17 protein-coding genes are annotated in these 14974 nt (G+C 68.3%); 3 read left to right on the forward strand and 14 right to left on the reverse strand.

All coding sequences use genetic code 11. The features are described from left to right. Positions 1 to 42: 42 nt before the first annotated feature. Positions 43 to 444: a hypothetical protein gene (locus ACVFYP_RS04725; RefSeq protein ID WP_499198965.1), complete on the forward strand. Its 402-nt coding sequence runs from the start codon at positions 43 to 45 to the stop codon at positions 442 to 444. Between the two features lie 29 nt (positions 445 to 473). Next, complete coding sequence (locus tag ACVFYP_RS04730) at positions 474 to 749, forward strand: hypothetical protein (protein WP_499198966.1); 276 nt, start codon at positions 474 to 476, stop codon at positions 747 to 749. Positions 750 to 789: 40 nt separating this feature from the next. Here the strand turns inward: ACVFYP_RS04730 and ACVFYP_RS04735 are convergent, their stop codons facing one another. The 9 genes from ACVFYP_RS04735 to ACVFYP_RS04775 all read right to left on the reverse strand — a co-directional run bounded on the left by ACVFYP_RS04735 (position 790) and on the right by ACVFYP_RS04775 (position 9669). Continuing rightward, on the reverse strand, positions 790 to 2511 hold the full coding sequence (locus ACVFYP_RS04735) for an ABC transporter ATP-binding protein (protein ID WP_499198967.1): 1722 nt from the start codon (positions 2509 to 2511) through the stop codon (positions 790 to 792). Positions 2512 to 2582: 71 nt separating this feature from the next. Beyond that, a complete protein-coding gene (locus ACVFYP_RS04740; RefSeq protein WP_499198968.1) occupies positions 2583 to 3557 on the reverse strand; it encodes a Bug family tripartite tricarboxylate transporter substrate binding protein in 975 nt (324 codons plus the stop codon). A gap of 64 nt (positions 3558 to 3621) precedes the next feature. After that, on the reverse strand, positions 3622 to 4284 hold the full coding sequence (locus tag ACVFYP_RS04745; RefSeq protein WP_499198969.1) for an RraA family protein: 663 nt from the start codon (positions 4282 to 4284) through the stop codon (positions 3622 to 3624). A gap of 22 nt (positions 4285 to 4306) precedes the next feature. Continuing rightward, positions 4307 to 5110 (reverse strand): ABC transporter permease, encoded by an 804-nt coding sequence (locus ACVFYP_RS04750; protein ID WP_499198970.1) that lies wholly within the window; start codon positions 5108 to 5110, stop codon positions 4307 to 4309. Beyond that, complete coding sequence (locus ACVFYP_RS04755) at positions 5107 to 5973, reverse strand: ABC transporter permease (protein WP_499198971.1); 867 nt, start codon at positions 5971 to 5973, stop codon at positions 5107 to 5109. Before ACVFYP_RS04755 ends, ACVFYP_RS04750 begins: the two co-directional genes overlap by 4 nt. Next, complete coding sequence (locus ACVFYP_RS04760; RefSeq protein ID WP_499198972.1) at positions 5970 to 7043, reverse strand: ABC transporter ATP-binding protein; 1074 nt, start codon at positions 7041 to 7043, stop codon at positions 5970 to 5972. Before ACVFYP_RS04760 ends, ACVFYP_RS04755 begins: the two co-directional genes overlap by 4 nt. After that, entirely contained in the window at positions 7043 to 8107 is a 1065-nt protein-coding gene (locus tag ACVFYP_RS04765; protein ID WP_499198973.1) for an extracellular solute-binding protein, read from the reverse strand. Before ACVFYP_RS04765 ends, ACVFYP_RS04760 begins: the two co-directional genes overlap by 1 nt. Before the next feature lie 13 nt (positions 8108 to 8120). Then, the gene (locus ACVFYP_RS04770; RefSeq protein ID WP_499198974.1) at positions 8121 to 8546 is read right to left on the reverse strand and encodes a Rieske (2Fe-2S) protein; all 426 of its coding nucleotides are present in this window, start codon (positions 8544 to 8546) and stop codon (positions 8121 to 8123) included. A gap of 4 nt (positions 8547 to 8550) precedes the next feature. Beyond that, on the reverse strand, positions 8551 to 9669 hold the full coding sequence (locus tag ACVFYP_RS04775) for an amidohydrolase family protein (RefSeq protein WP_499198975.1): 1119 nt from the start codon (positions 9667 to 9669) through the stop codon (positions 8551 to 8553). A gap of 293 nt (positions 9670 to 9962) precedes the next feature. Between ACVFYP_RS04775 and ACVFYP_RS04780 the strand changes: the two genes are divergently transcribed. Next, entirely contained in the window at positions 9963 to 10448 is a 486-nt protein-coding gene (locus tag ACVFYP_RS04780; protein ID WP_499198976.1) for a hypothetical protein, read from the forward strand. 8 nt (positions 10449 to 10456) lie between these two features. Here the strand turns inward: ACVFYP_RS04780 and ACVFYP_RS04785 are convergent, their stop codons facing one another. The 5 genes from ACVFYP_RS04785 to ACVFYP_RS04805 all read right to left on the reverse strand — a co-directional run bounded on the left by ACVFYP_RS04785 (position 10457) and on the right by ACVFYP_RS04805 (position 14973). Next, complete coding sequence (locus ACVFYP_RS04785; RefSeq protein ID WP_499198977.1) at positions 10457 to 11242, reverse strand: amino acid ABC transporter ATP-binding protein; 786 nt, start codon at positions 11240 to 11242, stop codon at positions 10457 to 10459. Positions 11243 to 11253: 11 nt separating this feature from the next. Beyond that, complete coding sequence (locus tag ACVFYP_RS04790) at positions 11254 to 11925, reverse strand: amino acid ABC transporter permease (RefSeq protein WP_499198978.1); 672 nt, start codon at positions 11923 to 11925, stop codon at positions 11254 to 11256. A 2-nt stretch (positions 11926 to 11927) separates the two neighbouring features. Further along, on the reverse strand, positions 11928 to 12596 hold the full coding sequence (locus ACVFYP_RS04795; protein ID WP_499198979.1) for an amino acid ABC transporter permease: 669 nt from the start codon (positions 12594 to 12596) through the stop codon (positions 11928 to 11930). Between the two features lie 76 nt (positions 12597 to 12672). After that, positions 12673 to 13557: a transporter substrate-binding domain-containing protein gene (locus ACVFYP_RS04800; protein ID WP_499198980.1), complete on the reverse strand. Its 885-nt coding sequence runs from the start codon at positions 13555 to 13557 to the stop codon at positions 12673 to 12675. Positions 13558 to 13677: 120 nt separating this feature from the next. Next, positions 13678 to 14973, reverse strand: coding sequence for a TRAP transporter large permease (locus tag ACVFYP_RS04805; protein ID WP_499198981.1), 1296 nt, complete (start codon positions 14971 to 14973; stop codon positions 13678 to 13680). Position 14974: the final 1 nt, after the last annotated feature.

Genomic DNA, 14974 nt, shown 5'->3' on the forward strand with positions numbered 1-14974 from the left:
GCGCGTTCAAACGAGACGGGAGACCACGCCATGCGACCGCCCATGTCACGCCGTGCCTTGTTCAGCGTGCTGGGCGCCGCGGTCGCCTTCGCCGCCACGCCGGCCCTGGCCCAACAGGACGTGATCGGCGACGTGCTGCGCCAACTCCAGGGCGGCGACCCGCGCGACTCCCAACGGCGGCAAGACGAAGACCAGCGCCAGCAACGCGAGCGGGAGCGTGAGGGCCGTGAGCGGGAGCGTGAAGCGCGGGAGCGGGAACGCGAGGCCTATGAGCGCGGCCGTGCGGATCGCGACCGCAACCGCGGCGACCACGATCGGCAGCGTGGCGAGCGGGACCGCCAACTGGCCGAGCAGCAGCGCCGGTTGGAGGAACAGCAGCGGCGGATCGAGGAGGAGCGCCGCCGCCTGCGCTCACCAGTTGGACTGCCGGAAAGACGCATGTAACGGTTACGTCTCCATATCGGAGCCGCCCGATGAAATCCTTTTTGCTGCTGGTCGTCGCACTGTGCGCGGGCTGTTCTGTGGTGCGTGGCCCCGTTTCCCAGTACCTGTTCCCCACTTCCCAGTACCTGTTCAACGATTGCCTGAACGACAATCGCCGGGCGCCCGTGCCGCAGAGCGTCGTCCAAAGCTATTGCGTCTGCATGGCCGAAGAGAGGAGCAGGGATCCGGGACGCCCCGACCCTCGCCACCAGGCGGTCTGCGAGCGCCGCTCCGGCTGGGTCCAGAGCAGTATCCGGCCTGACTGAAACAGCCAGAACGGGTGTCCTTTTCTGGGCTCAAAGATTTCTAGGACGCCTCGGCGAACTGCGCCTCGTGCAGCCGGCGATAGGGGCCGTTCGCGGCCAGCAGGTCCTGATGCGAGCCCTGCTCCGCGATGCCCTGCTCGGTCACCACCAGGATGCGGTCGGCATCGCGGATGGTGGCCAGGCGATGGGCGATGACCAGGGTGGTCCGGCCCTGGGCAAGCTCCGCCAGCGCCTGCTGGATGGCCCGCTCGGTCTCCGTATCCAGCGCGCTGGTCGCCTCGTCCAGGATCAGGATGGGCGGGTTCATCAGGAAGATGCGCGCGATGGCGAGGCGCTGCTTCTGGCCGCCGGAGAGCTTCACGCCGCGCTCGCCGATCAGCGTGTCCAGCCCCTCCGGCAGGTCGGCGATCAGCGCGTCCAGCCGGGCGCGGCGGGCGGCCTGAAGGATGTCATCGTCGCTGGCGCCGAGGCGGCCATAGGCGATGTTCTGGCGGATGCTGCCGGCGAAGAGGAACACATCCTGCTGCACCAGGCCGATCTGCCCGCGCAGGGAGGCCAGGGTCATCCGGCGGATGTCGATGCCGTCGATGGTGATGCGCCCGGCCTCCACATCGTAGAAGCGTGGCAGCAGGGAGCAGATGGTGGTCTTGCCGGCGCCTGAGGGACCGACCAGGGCGATGGTCTGGCCCGGCGCCACCTCCAGCGACAGGTCGCGCAGCACCGGGCGGCCGGGCGTATAGCCGAAGGTCACATCCTCGAACCGCACGGCGCCCTTCAACGGCGGGGCGGGGGTGGCATCCGGCGCATCGGCGATATCGGGCTCCGTCGCCATCAGGTCGAGATAGCTGCGGAAGCCGGCCAGGCCGCGCGGATAGGTCTCGATCACTGCGTTGATCTTCTCGAGCGGCCGGTAAAAGACGTTCACCAGCAGCAGGAAGGCGACGAAATCGCCGATGGAGAGGCTGCCGGCGACGATCAGCCCCGCACCCGCCAGCATCACCACCAACTGCACCAGCCGCATGCCGAGGTAGTTCAGCGTCATGCCGATGGCCATGATGCGATAGGCCTCCAGCTTGGTGCGCTGGTAGTTCGCATTGTCGGCCGCGAACAGCTTCCGTTCGTGGGCCTCATTCGCAAAAGCCTTGACCACGCGGATGCCGCCGACGGCTTCCTCGATGCGGGCATTGAAGGCGCCGACGCGGCCGAACTGCGCCTGCCAGTTCAGCGTCATCCGCCCGCCGTAATGCGCGACGACCCAGGCGATCAGCGGCACGATCACCGCGGTCAGCATGGCGAGGGTCGGGCTGACCAGCAGCATCAGCGCGAAGGCGCCGAGGAAGGTCAGCACCGCGACCAGCAGGTCCTCCGGCCCGTGATGCGCGACCTCCCCGATATCCTCCAGGTTCTTGGTCACGCGGCCGACCAGGTGGCCGGTCTTCTGGTTGTCGTAGAAGCGGAAGGACAGCCGCATCAGATGGTCGAAGGCGTTGCGGCGCAGCTCCGTCTCGATGGCGATGCCCAGCACATGGCCCCAATAGGTGACCACCGCCATCAGCCCCGCATTCAGCAGGTAGATGGCGAGCAGGGCGGCGACCGCGAGGCCGATGATGCCCATGTCCTGCTGCGGCAGCAGATGGTCGATGAAGGCGCGCACGGCCATGGGAAAGCCGAGCTCCAGCAAACCCGACAGGGCAGCGCAGCCAAAGGCGATCAGCGCCAGGCGCAGATGCGGGCGGTAGAAGCGGAGGAATTTGCGGAGCATGGGGCGGCGATACACCACCCCATGCCGAAGCTGCAAAGGGTTCTCAGATGCCGGCGGTCCCAGGCGGCATCTCAGCTCGGCTCGATGCCCGCGGCGCGGATCAGCCGCTGCCAGTTGGCGCTGTCGGCGGCGAGCTGGGCGGCGAAATCCGCCTCGCTGGTCGGGCGCGGGGTCAGGCCGCGGCGGCCGAATTCCGCCACCACCTCGGGGTCCGCCAGCACGTCGCGCAGCGTGTCGCCAAGACGGGTGCGGATGGCGGCCGGCGTGGCCTTCGGCACCAGCACGCCGTCCCAGTTCAGCACCTCATAATCCGCGAGCCCCGCCTCGATCATGGTGGGAACATCAGGCAGCTCGGGCGCGCGGCTGCGGGTGGCGACGGCCAGGGCCCGGATGGTGCCGGCGGCGACATGGGTCATCACTGTGCCGATGGGCGAGAAGGAGAAGTCATGCTCCGCCGCCACAAGGCCCAGCATCTGCGGCCCGCCGCCGCGATAGGGCACGGCCACCGTCTTCACCCCGGCGATGCTGTCCAGCAGGATGCCGCAGAGGTGGCCGGGCGAGCCGACGCCGCCGGTGCCATAGGTCAGCGTCTCCGGCCGCGCCTTCGCCGCAGCCAGGATATCCGCCACGCTGCGGAAGGGTTTCGCGGCCGGCACCACCAGCACATTGGTGGCATTGAAGATCATCGACAGCGGCGCGAGGTCGGCGATCGGGTCGAAGGGCATGGTCTTCAGCAGCGCGGGGTTCACCGCTAGCGTGCCGATATTGGCGGAGACCATGGTGGTGCCATCCGGCTGCGACCGGGCCGTGGCCTCCACCGCCAGATTACCGCCGGCGCCGGTGCGGTTGTCGATGACCACGTTCTGGCCAAGCCGTGCCGCGAGCCTGGGCTGAATGATGCGCAGGGCGGCATCGGAGGCGCCGCCGGGCGGGAAGCCGATCAGCAGGCGGATCGGCCGGTCCGGCGACCAGCCCTGGGCGCGGGCCAGGGAGGGTGCGGCCAGGGTTCCGGCGAGGGCGGCGAGCAGAGGGCGGCGCGACAGCATGAGGTGGCATCCGGGGAAGGTTTCCCGATCGCCAATGCAATGATCGCGCCACCCTGTGGGCTGGTCAGAGACCTGCCAGCACCTTCGCCGTCGCGCCGCTGATGTCGCCCAGCTTCTCGCCGGCCGCCACCCGCGCCTGGATCTTCATCCCGCGCTCCTGCCGGGCGATCGCCTCCCGCGCCTCGGCCTCCGCCTCGGAAGGCGGCAGTACCAGCACGCCGCTTTCGTCGCAGAGCACGGCATCGCCCGGCATCACCACCACGCCGCCGATGGAGACCGGCACGTTCATCCGTCCGCCGAGGTCGTAGATGCGCGTGGTGATCGGCGCGAGGCCGCGGCACCAGAGCGGGAAGTCGGAGGCCTCGACCTCCTCGATATCGGTGCAGGCGCCATCGACCACGCCGGCCTTGGCACCCGCGGCCTTGGCCGCCACCGTCACGCCGCCGCCCCAGCAGGCATGGCGGTCATCGCCCAGCCGGTCCACCACCAGGATATCCCCCGGCCGCAGCAGGCCGAGCGCATGGTGCAGGATGGTGGAATCCGGGCCGGTGAACTGCACCGTCACGGCGGTGCCGGCCACGCGCTTGCGCAGCAGGCCCTGCACGCGACGGTCCACGAAACCCCAATGGCGCCAATGGCCGATGGTGGCGGTCTCCGCCTTCTCCAGCAGCGCCACGACCTCACTGCTCAACTGGCCGGGCATCGGCTCGATCACGTATTTCGCCATGGACCGTCTACTCCTTCTCTGATCAGCCTTTGCCGCCGATCGTGCGTCGCAGCCCCAGCGCTCGTTCCATGACGACCACCAGAAGCAGGGTGAAGATAATCAGCAGCACCGAGATGGCCGCCACCTGCGGATCGGTCCGGCGCTCGACATAATGATACAGCGCCACCGGCAGAGTGTTGAGCTGCGGACCGACGATGAACAGGCTGATCACCACCTCGTCGAAGGAGACGAGGAAGGAGATCGCCCCCGCCGCCACCACGCCGCGCGCCATCAGCGGCAGGGTGATGCGGCGGAACACGGTGCCCGGCGGCGCGCCCAGGCTGGCCGCCGCGTCCTCCACCGCCGGCGGCAGGGTGGACAGCGCCGTGCTCAGCACGCGCACGGTATAGGGCAGGGTGATCAGCAGATGCGCCAGGATCAGCCCCGGCCATTGGCCGATCAGCCGCAGCGACACGAAGATGATCAGCAGCGCCAGGCCGAGCACGATGCTGGGCAGCAGCAGCGGCGCGGTCAGCAGGGCGCTCAGCGCCTCCCGCCCCGGAAAGCGGCCGCGCACCAGGGCGTAGGCGGCGGCTCCGCCAATCGCCAGCGACAGCAGGGTGACGATGGAGGCCAGCACCAGGCTGTTGCGCAGCGCCACGGCCATCTCGGCATCCTGCAGCAGCGCGACATACCAGCGCGTGCTCCAGGAAGGTGGTGGCCAGACCAGGCTGGTGGCGCCGGAGAAGGACATCGGCACCACCATCACCACCGGCGCCAGCAGGTAGATGAACATCACCAGCACCAGCAGGCCGAAGCCGATGCGCCCGGGGGAGAAGCGCTTCATCCGATCCGCCGTTCGATGATCGCCGCCATGCGGCCATAGACCAGCAAGGTGCTGCCGAACAGCACCAGCACCACGACGGACAGCGCCGCGGCCAGCGGCCAGTTCAGGGTGACGATGGCCTGGTCGTAGATCTCCGTCGCCAGCACCATGACTCTGCCGCCGCCCAGCAGCTTGGGCGTGACGAAGCTGCTGACCGCCAGCACGAAGGCCAGCAGGCATCCCAGCAGGATGCCCGGCATGGTCAGCGGCAGCACGATGCGGCGGAAGACGGTGAAGGGCCGGGCGCCCAGGCTGGCGGCCGCATCCTCCAGCCCCTGGTCCAGCCGGGCGAAGCCTGCCAGCAGCGACAGGATCATATAGGGCATGAAGATCTCGCCCAGGCCGATGATGACGCCGACATCGTTGAACACCAGCCGCGGCACCTCCGCCATGCCCAGGCCGCGCAGCAGGCTGGGCAGCACCCCCGCATCGCCCAAAATCAGCATCCAGCCATAGGTGCGCACCACCGCCGAGAGCAGGAGCGGGGAGATGCAGATGATGACCAGCAGGTTGCGCCAGCGGTCGGAGGCGCGGTGGATGTACAGCGCGATCGGATAGCCGCAGACCAGCGCGATCAGCGTGACGGTCAGGGCGAGCACCACCGAATTCAGCAGCAGCTCCGGATAGAAGCTGTCCTCGAACAACCCCTGCCAGGTCGCCATGGTCAGGGTGGTGCCCATCGCGCCGCCCGCCTGCCCCTCATACAGCGACAGGGTGGCGAGGTTGATGACCGGCCAGAGGAAGGTGAGCAGGTTGATCGCCACCGCCGGCAGCAGCAGCAATGGCAGCAGGCCGAATCCCCTGGAGGCGGTACCCCCCGTCATGGCGTCGCCGGGAAGACATAGAGGTCCTGTTCCCGCCAGGCGAGTTCCACCGGGGCGCCGGCCTCCAGCATCGGCATGTCGCCCTGGGTATGGCGCTCAATGCTGATCAGCGTGTCGCCCACCGCGATCTCGGCGATCAGCACATCGCCCACGAAGATGGTGCGTCGGGCGATGCCCGGCACGGTGATCCAGGGCGTCCGGTCGTCACGTTCCGCCGCGACGCGGATGCGGTGGGGGCGCAGCATGGCCAGCACCGGCCCCGCCGGGCCGGGCGCCTGGCCGAGCCGCGTGGTGCCGAGCATGACCGCGCCATCGGCCTGGCGCTGCGCCTCGACGCGGTTGATGCGGCCAACGAAGCCGGCGACGAAGGCATTGGCCGGGCGTTCGTAGATATCGGTCGGCGCGCCGAACTGTTCCAGCCGGCCGGAGCGCATCAGCGCGATGCGGTCGCAGATCGCCAGCGCTTCCGCCTGGTCATGAGTGACGAAGACGGCGGTGATGCCGAGCCGCTTCTGGATGTCGCGGATCTCCACACGCATCTCCTCGCGCAGATTGGCGTCGAGGTTCGACAGCGGCTCGTCCAGCAGCAGGATGCTGGGCTCCACGATCAGCGCGCGGGCCAAAGCGACGCGCTGCTGCTGGCCGCCCGAAAGCTGCCGCGGCCGCCGGTCGTCGAAGCCGGGCAGGCGCACCATCTCCAGCGCCCGGCGGACGCGCTGGGCGATGTCGGCGCGGGCCACGCCGCGCATCTCCAGCCCGAAGGCGAGATTCTGCGCCACTGTCATATGCGGGAACAGCGCGTAGTTCTGGAAGACGATGCCCATGTCCCGCCGATGCGGTGGCAGCTCGGTGATGTCGCGCCCCGCCACGACGATACGACCTGCGGAGGCCGGCAGCAGGCCGCCGATCATCCGCAAGGTGGTGGTCTTGCCGCAGCCGGAAGGGCCGAGCAGTCCCAGCAGTTCACCCTCCCGCACCTCCAGCGTCAGGGCCTCCACCGCCGCGGGTCCGCCGCCGAAGCGCTTTTCCAGCCCGTCCAGCAGCAGGTGGATATTCGCGCTTTCTGCCATCAACGCGCGGCCGTCAGCACCCGGCGGCGCCACTGCTCGTTCACCCGGTCGCGGATGCGGGCGACTTCCAGCCAGTTCACCGGCAGCCAGCTCGCCCGCTGTTCCTGCGTCGCGATGCGGGAGGCAGCGGCGGCGCTGAGCTGCACCTTGCTGTTGACCGGGCCGTAGAACATGCGTTCGGCGAAGGCGCTCTGCGCCTCCACCCCCAGCGCATAGGCGATGAAGGCCTTGGCTGCGTCCTGCTGCGGTCCGCCCTTCACCAGGTTGATCATGTTCATGATGGCGACCGAGCCTTCCTTCGGCACGATGCCCTCGATGACGCCCGGATTGGCCTTGGCATAGAGCTGCGCCCGCGCATTCCAGCCATAGCCGAGGGAGGAGGTGCCGTTGACGATGAAGCTGTAGGAATCCGGCCGCGGTTCGAAGTTCAGCACATTCGGCGCCATCTGCGCGACGGAGGCGATGCCCTTGTCGAAGCTGCGCATGTAGTCGCGCTCGCCTTCCATCATATTGGCCAGCAGCACGATGGAGATGCCGCCCAGGTCCGGCACGCCGGCGAAGGCGATCTTGCCGCGATAGCGCGGGTCCCACAGCACGCGCCAGGAATCCGGCGCCGGCGTGACGCGTTCCGGCGAATAGACCAGCGCCAGGTGATCGAAGGTGACGGCCGGGCTGGCCATGCCGGGCGGGAAGGCGCGCTCCTGGTCGAGTTCCGCCAGTACCGGCATGGAATCGCGGGGGATCGGCTCGAACAGGCCCTCATCCGTCGCGGCCTTGGCGAAGGTCAGGTCGAACAGCATCACGTCCAGCTGCGGCGCGGCGCGCTGGGCGCGCAGCGTGCCCAGCATCTGCGCCGAATTGGGCATGCCGAAATAGGTGACGCGGATGCCCGGATGCGCCCGCAGGAAGGGCTCCACCACCGCGGCCTTGTAGTGTTCCTCGAAGACGCCGCTATAGGCGGCGAGGGTGATGGTGCGTTCCTGTGTCAGCGCGGGGGTTGCCAGCGTGGCGCCCAGAAGGCCACCGGCAACGCCCTGGCCCATGCGACGGCGGGTAATCGGCATTAGGAAGCCCTCCTCAGGCGGTTGCCTCGGGGCGGCCGGGCCGCCCTTCGGGTACGATGACGAAAACGCGGCCCTCGGCGACTTCCGTGGGGTAGATGCGCAGCCCTGGGCCCTTCGGCCAGAACAGCTCGGCACCCGTCGCCAGGTCGTATTCGAAGCCGTGCCACGGGCAGACGACGATTTCGCCTTCCCGTGCGTAGGTCAGCTCGCCCGGTGCGGAAGGCGGCCAGGTGCCGCCGACGATGCCCTTGCAGATCTCGGCCGCCTTGTGCGGGCAGCGGTCGCGGATGGCGCGGAAGCTGCCGTCCTGCAGGCGGGTCACGCCGATGCGCCGCGTGCCGGCCGTGACCATGGTGAAGCGGCCGGGCTGGATCGCCTCCGCCGGTCCCGCATCCAGTCGCAGCGTCCGCCGCGCGGCCCGTGCCGTCGTCTCGCTCATGGCGTCACAGCCTCAACGCCCTGCGGGGATTCTCGCTGAAGATCTTCCGCCGCCGCTCCGGCGACAGGAAGCGCAGCGTCGCGCCCGGCATGTCGTTGTCCCAATGCGGATAGTCCGAGCTGAAGCACAGCACGTCGTCGCCGATCATCGCCATCAGGCGGTCCAGGTCCTGCACGTCATCCGGCTCGTCCACCGGCTGCGTCGTGAAGAAGCAGCGGCTGCGCACGATCTCGCTGGGTGGTTGCTGCACCCAGGGCACGTCGTGGCGCAGGCCCCGCCACAGCCGGTCCATCCGCCACAGCAGCGGCAGCAGCCAGAGGAAGCCGAATTCCGCGAAGACGAAGCGCAGGCGCGGGAAGCGCGCGAAGGTGCCGCTGAAGACGAGGTTGCGCACGCTGGATTCCGCCAGCTGCGGCATCGCCAGGTAGCGGTCGATGTAGGAATCGAAGGTGCCGGAGGTGATGGCGGGCGTGCCGGCGATCAGGCTCTCAATGCCGGTGACATGCAGGTAGATGGGCAGGTCCATCTCCTCCGCCGCCGCGAAGATCGGCCAGTACCAGCGGTTGCCCAGCTGGATGTTCAGCAGCGGCAGGGAGATGGCGGCGACCTGGCTGTGCCGGCCGACGCGACGGATTTCCTCCGCCGCAGCCTGCGGGTCCTGCACCGGCACGGTGGGCGCGAAGCGCAGGCGCTTGTCGAGCGGCAGCCATTCCTCCAGGAACACATCGTTATAGGCGCGCGCCAGAACGATGCTTTCCTCCGCCCCCGACAGCGCCGCGGCGACGGCGCCGGCCTGGATGCAGTTCAGCAAGGCGAGCTCGACGCCATGGCCATCCAGCAGGTCGGCAATGAGGTAATGCGGATCGGATCCGGCGATGCCACCCTTCGGGCCGCGCGCATCCTGGCGCGGCACGCTGCCGTTGGGATGGGCGAATTTCAGCGGCACGCCGCCCGTGCCCTGCAGCACCGACCCCTTGCGGCGAAAGCGCTCGTTCCAGGCCTGCGGCATGTAGCGCATCAGCGTGGTCATGCCGCCATCGACGATGGGGTGCACGTCGCAATCGATGATGCCGGTGCCGACGCCGGTTGCAGCCGATGCCGGCACGTCCGAGGCGAGATCCATACGGCGCGACTCCTTCGGTGCCCTCCAGCCGAAGCCTCGGGGATGATCGCTGCCAACAAGGCTTGGGGGATGATATTGTAAGGACGATGCGGGTCAACCGCCGCCGGTGCTCGATCGCGGGGCAGCGCCATCGGTTCTGGCGCAGGGCGCGCCAGCGCGCAGGCAATTGCGATGATAAAGCAGGCACGCGCGGCTGCCTGCCACGTTGTGAAATCGCAGCAAGATCAGGCAACACCCGCGCGTCACGCCATGTCTAAGCTGGTGTCTCCCTCATCGGCGCTGGAGTACGGACGATGCTCGACCTCACATCCCTTATCGTGGCGCATACGGCGATCAGCCTGATCGCACCGGCCGCCGGCTTCGTCGTCGTGGCGGATCTGATGCGCGCCAGAACATCCGCCAGCTGGATGACGCTGTTCCTGGTGACCGCTTTCCTCACCAGCGCCAGCGGCTTCCTGTTTCCGATCACCGCCGTGCTGCCTTCGCATGTCGTGGGCGTGCTGGCGCTGCTGACCCTGCTGGCGGTTCTGCTGGCGCGCCGCGCTGGCCCCGCCTGGCGGCGGACGGAGGTGGTGGGGCTGGTCGCCACCCAGTACTTCCTGGTCTTCGTCGGCGTCGCGCAGCTTTTCACCAAGGTGCCCGCTTTCCAGCAACTGGCGCCGACCCAGTCGGAACTGCCCTTTGCCATCGCGCAGCTTCTGGTGCTGGCGGCCTTCATTGCCATCGGCGCCAAAAGCCTGGGCGCCCAGCGCATGGTGCCGCGCGGCGTCGCGGCCTGACGCAGCCGCTACGTCCCGCCGAACAGCCCATGGAAGCGGCCGAGGAAGCGTTGCAGGCGCTCCCCCGGCGGCTGGTCGAAGATCTCGGCGGGCGGGCCGGCCTGGGCCACCCTGCCGCCATCCATGAAGACGACGTGGTGCGACACCTCGCGTACGAACAGCATCTCATGGCTGACCACCAGCATGGTCATGCCGGATTCCGCCAGGGCCTGCATCACGCCCAGCACCTCCGCCACCAGTTCGGGGTCGAGCGCGCTGGTCACCTCGTCGAACAGCAGCAGGCGCGGCTCCATGGCCACCGCGCGGGCGATGGCGACGCGCTGCTGCTGGCCGCCCGAGAGCTGGTAGGGGTAGTGCCCGCGCCGCGCCTCCAGCCCTACCTTGCCGAGCCAATGCGCCGCGACCTCCTTCGCCTGGGCCTTCGGGCGGCCCAGCACCTTGGTCAGGCCGAGCATCACATTCTCCTCCGCCGTCAGGTGAGGGAAGAGGTTGAAGCTCTGGAACACCATGCCGATGCGCGCGCGCTGGGCCGAAACCTTGGCCTCCGACAGGCGCCGCCGGCGGCCGCCTTCGTCGCGATAGCCGATGGGCTCGCCATCCAGCAGGATCTCGCCGGCGTCATGCTCCTCCAGCATGTTCACGCAGCGCAGGAAGGTGGTCTTGCCGGAGCCGGAGGCGCCGATCAGCGACACCACCTGGCCCTGACGGACCTCCAGGTCGATGCCCTTCAGCACCTCGGTTTCGCCGAAGCTCTTGCGGACCCCCTGGGCCCGCAGCAGTACCTGGTCGGACATGCCCGGGTCCCTCAATAGCGAAGATAGGAGAAGCGGCGCTCCAGCAGCGCGCCGAACTGGGCGATGGCGAAATTGATGATGAGATACAGCAGCCCGGCGAACAGGTAGAAATCGATGATCATGTAGTTGCGGGCGACGATCTGCTGCGTCGAGAGCAACAGCTCCACCACCCCGATGACGGAGAGCAGGGTGGTGCCCTTCACCACCTCCAGCCCCGTATTCACCCAGGGCGGCAGCATGCGGCGGATCGCCTGGGGCAGGATCACGTAGCGCAGCCGTTGGTCGAAGCGTAGGCCGATGGCCTTGGCCGCCTCCATCTGCCCGGCCGGCACCGATTGCACCGCGCCGCGCAGCGTCTCCGCCACATGGGCGGTGGCGAAGGCGGACAGCGCGATGATCCCGGCCCAATAGGCCGGCACGTTGATGCCGAACAGCGACAGCCCGTAATAGGTGAACAGGATCAGCACCAGCACCGGGATGCCGCGCAGCACGTCCACATAGAGCCGCGCCAGCAGCCGCAACGGCGCCCAGCCATAGGCCAGCACGGTGCCGAGCAGCACGCCCAGGACGGTGGAGGCGGCGATGGTGAGGCCGGAGGCGGAGATCGTCGCCCAGATGCCGCGCAGCAGGGAAAACCGCGCCTGCCAGGCCTCGAACAGGAATGTGCCGGGTTCGAATTCCATGGTCAGCGGATCGTCGCGTAGCGACGTTCGAGCAGCCGCAATCCGATCGCCAGCAAATAGGCCGTGGCCAGGTACATGGCGCTCGCCGCCAGCCAGACCTCCATCACGCGGAAGGTATTCGCGTTGATCTGCCGCGCCGTGAAGGTCAGCTCCGGGATCGCGATGGCGGCGGCCAGGGAGGTGTCCTTGAACAAGGAGATCAGGTTGTTGCCGACGGAAGGCAGGGTGATGCGGAACATCACCGGCAGCACCACCCAGCGCTGCCGCTGCCAGGGCCGCATGCCGATCGCCTTCGCCGCTTCCACATATTGCTTGGGGATGGAGGCGAGGCCGGCGCGGAACACCTCGCTCATATAGGCGCCAGCATAGAGCGACAGCGTCAGGATGAAGCTCTCGGTCTTGTCGAGGAAATAGATGCCGAATTCCGGCAGGCCGAAATAGACGAAGAAGATCAGCAGCAGCAGCGGCGTGCAGCGGATGACCTCGACATAGGCCCAGACCGGGCCGGAGAGCCAGCGTTTGCCGGAAACCCGCGCATAGGCCGCGGCCAGCCCGATGACGCAGCCGATCAGCAGCGACACAACGGCCAGCCCCAGCCCAAGCCCCAGCGCCGCGACGAACTTGTCCGCGTTGCGGGTGATGACGGTCCAGTCGAAATGGTAGTCGATCATGCGGCCTCAGCGTCGAGGGGAGGCGATGGGAAGGGCCTGCGCCCCGCCCATCCGTTCGACGTCAACCTGGCCGAGGTCAGGCGAATTCGCTCGGGAAACCGACCTTCGGCGTCGCCAACTCGATCCCGAACCAGCGCTTGTAGGAGGCGGCGAAGGTGTCGAAATCGACGCCCATCATCGCTTCCTTGTAGACGGTGTTGACCCAGTTGAGCCAGATCGGGTCGCCCGGCTTCACGGCGGAGGCGTAGGAGTTCGGCATCCAGCCATAGCCCGCATCGACGAAGCGGCCGGGGGCCTGCGCCATCAGCCAGCGCATCGCCGACTGGTCGGCGAGATAGGCATCGACGCGCCGCGCATTCAGCGCCTGCAAGGTGGCATCCGGGCTTTCGAAGGCGTCGATCCGCGCCTGCGGCAGCGCCTTGCGGATCCATTCCTCCAGGAACACGTTCTGCATGCCGCCGACCCGCGCATCGGCGCCGGCCGCCTTCACCTGATCGAAATTGCTGAACCGGCCGCCGCGGGCCAGCAGCATCAGGCCGACGCCCTCCCGGTAATAGGGGATGGTGAATTCCACCTGCTGGGCGCGGCCCGGCGTCACCGTCATCCACTGGACGACGATATCGACCTTGTCCGTGATCAGGGAGGGGATGCGCGCATCGGACCCCTGCAGCACGAATTCCACCTTGGTGGGGTCGTCGAACAGCGACTTGGCCAGCAGCCGCGCCAGGTCGATGTCCATGCCGACCAGCTGGCCGCGCGAATCCTCGAAATGCCAGGGCGGGTTGGTGCTGCCGGTGCCGACGATCAGCCGGCCGCGTTCGCGGATGGTCTGCAACTTGCTGCGCGCGGCGGTCTGCGCTTCCGCGCGGCGCGGTGCAAACAGCGCGGCAGCACCGCCGAGAGCGGCCCCGAAGCCCAGCAGCCCACGCCGCACCGGCCCCGTGTCACGAACCTGATCCATGCTCGACATCCTCATCGCCATGGATGGCAGCCGAGCCTGCCGCCCACAAAATGTCAACGAGTCGTATCATCCACCGCGGAAATGCCCTGCCGCCGGGGCTGGCGGCGCAGGAAAGGGGGCCTACAGGTCCCCCATCAGGCGCGGCAGGAACAGCGCCAGTTCCGGCACGAAGGCCACCAGCAGCAGCGCGCTCAGCATCGCCAGCACGAACCACAGCACCCAGGGGATGGTCGATTCCATCGAGGTGCCGGCCACCTTGCAGGTGACCATCAGGTTCACCGCCATGGGCGGGGTGAAGGCGCCGATGGCCACATTCATGGTCAGCAGGATGCCGAACCAGGTCAGGTCCCAGTCGAAGCTGCGGGCGATGGGCAGAAGGATGGGCAGGAAGACCAGAAAGATGGAAATGGCGTCGATCAGCATGCCGGCCAGCAGCACCAGGGCGGTGATCATCAGCAGCATGACCGTCTCATTGCCGGTGATGCCGACCAGGGTCCGGGCCAGTGCGTCGAAGGCGCCGACGGTGCTGCCCGCATGGGCGAAGATGCTGGCCAGTGCGATGATCATCAGCACCACGGCGCTGATTTCAGCGCTGTCGCGCAGTACGGCGTAGATATCGGCCCAGCGCAGCACGCGGTAGATGAACAGGCCGACGAACAGCCCGTAGAAGACGGCCACGACGGCGGCCTCGGTCGGCGTGAAGGCGCCGGAGCGCAGCCCGCCCAGGATGATGATCGGCGCCAGAAGCCCCCAGATGGCATCCCTGAAGGAGGCCCAGAGGGGCGGCCGGGCCTGCGTGACATCAGGCAGGCCGAAGCCATGGACGCGCGCGAGCAGGATGGCCGGCACCAGCAGTGACAGGCCGGCGAGCAGCCCCGGGATAACGCCACCCAGGAACAGCGCGGGGACGGAAACGCCCGGCACGATTACCGCATAGACGATGAAGGGGATGGAGGGTGGGATCAGCACGGCGGTGGACCCGGCCGCGGCGATCAGGCTGGCGGAAAAGGCGCGCGGATAGCCCTCCTTCAGCATGGCCGGCAGCATCACCGCGGCGACGGCCGCGGCATCCGCAGCCCCCGACCCGCTGATGCCGCCCAGAACCATGCAGACCAGCACGGCCACGATGGCCAAGGCCCCGCGTCGTGGCCCGACCAGCGCCTGCGCGAAGACGACCAGGCGGGCGGCGACGCCGGCGCGTTCGAAGACCATGCCGGCGAGCACGAACATCGGAAGGGCCAGCAGCGGATACTTGGCGATGCCGGTCCAGATGTTGGTGGGCAGGGCCATGACGCCCAGCCCCTCGATGCCAATGACCAGGAAGCCGGCCAGCCCGAGCGAGACGCCTATCGGCACGCCGAGGAACAGCATCAGGAAGAACGTGCCGAGCAGGATCAGGGAGCCTTCGAGGACCATC

This window comes from Roseomonas sp. F4 (assembly GCF_053891155.1).

Coding starts and splice junctions, on each gene's coding strand:
- ACVFYP_RS04725 (WP_499198965.1), top strand. CDS start 43: ATGTCACGCCGTGCCTTGTTCAGCGTGCTGGGCGCCGCGGTCGCCTTC.
- ACVFYP_RS04730 (WP_499198966.1), top strand. CDS start 474: ATGAAATCCTTTTTGCTGCTGGTCGTCGCACTGTGCGCGGGCTGTTCT.
- ACVFYP_RS04735 (WP_499198967.1), bottom strand. CDS start 2,511: ATGCTCCGCAAATTCCTCCGCTTCTACCGCCCGCATCTGCGCCTGGCG.
- ACVFYP_RS04740 (WP_499198968.1), bottom strand. CDS start 3,557: ATGCTGTCGCGCCGCCCTCTGCTCGCCGCCCTCGCCGGAACCCTGGCC.
- ACVFYP_RS04745 (WP_499198969.1), bottom strand. CDS start 4,284: ATGGCGAAATACGTGATCGAGCCGATGCCCGGCCAGTTGAGCAGTGAG.
- ACVFYP_RS04750 (WP_499198970.1), bottom strand. CDS start 5,110: ATGAAGCGCTTCTCCCCCGGGCGCATCGGCTTCGGCCTGCTGGTGCTG.
- ACVFYP_RS04755 (WP_499198971.1), bottom strand. CDS start 5,973: ATGACGGGGGGTACCGCCTCCAGGGGATTCGGCCTGCTGCCATTGCTG.
- ACVFYP_RS04760 (WP_499198972.1), bottom strand. CDS start 7,043: ATGGCAGAAAGCGCGAATATCCACCTGCTGCTGGACGGGCTGGAAAAG.
- ACVFYP_RS04765 (WP_499198973.1), bottom strand. CDS start 8,107: ATGCCGATTACCCGCCGTCGCATGGGCCAGGGCGTTGCCGGTGGCCTT.
- ACVFYP_RS04770 (WP_499198974.1), bottom strand. CDS start 8,546: ATGAGCGAGACGACGGCACGGGCCGCGCGGCGGACGCTGCGACTGGAT.
- ACVFYP_RS04775 (WP_499198975.1), bottom strand. CDS start 9,669: ATGGATCTCGCCTCGGACGTGCCGGCATCGGCTGCAACCGGCGTCGGC.
- ACVFYP_RS04780 (WP_499198976.1), top strand. CDS start 9,963: ATGCTCGACCTCACATCCCTTATCGTGGCGCATACGGCGATCAGCCTG.
- ACVFYP_RS04785 (WP_499198977.1), bottom strand. CDS start 11,242: ATGTCCGACCAGGTACTGCTGCGGGCCCAGGGGGTCCGCAAGAGCTTC.
- ACVFYP_RS04790 (WP_499198978.1), bottom strand. CDS start 11,925: ATGGAATTCGAACCCGGCACATTCCTGTTCGAGGCCTGGCAGGCGCGG.
- ACVFYP_RS04795 (WP_499198979.1), bottom strand. CDS start 12,596: ATGATCGACTACCATTTCGACTGGACCGTCATCACCCGCAACGCGGAC.
- ACVFYP_RS04800 (WP_499198980.1), bottom strand. CDS start 13,557: ATGGATCAGGTTCGTGACACGGGGCCGGTGCGGCGTGGGCTGCTGGGC.
- ACVFYP_RS04805 (WP_499198981.1), bottom strand. CDS start 14,973: ATGGTCCTCGAAGGCTCCCTGATCCTGCTCGGCACGTTCTTCCTGATG.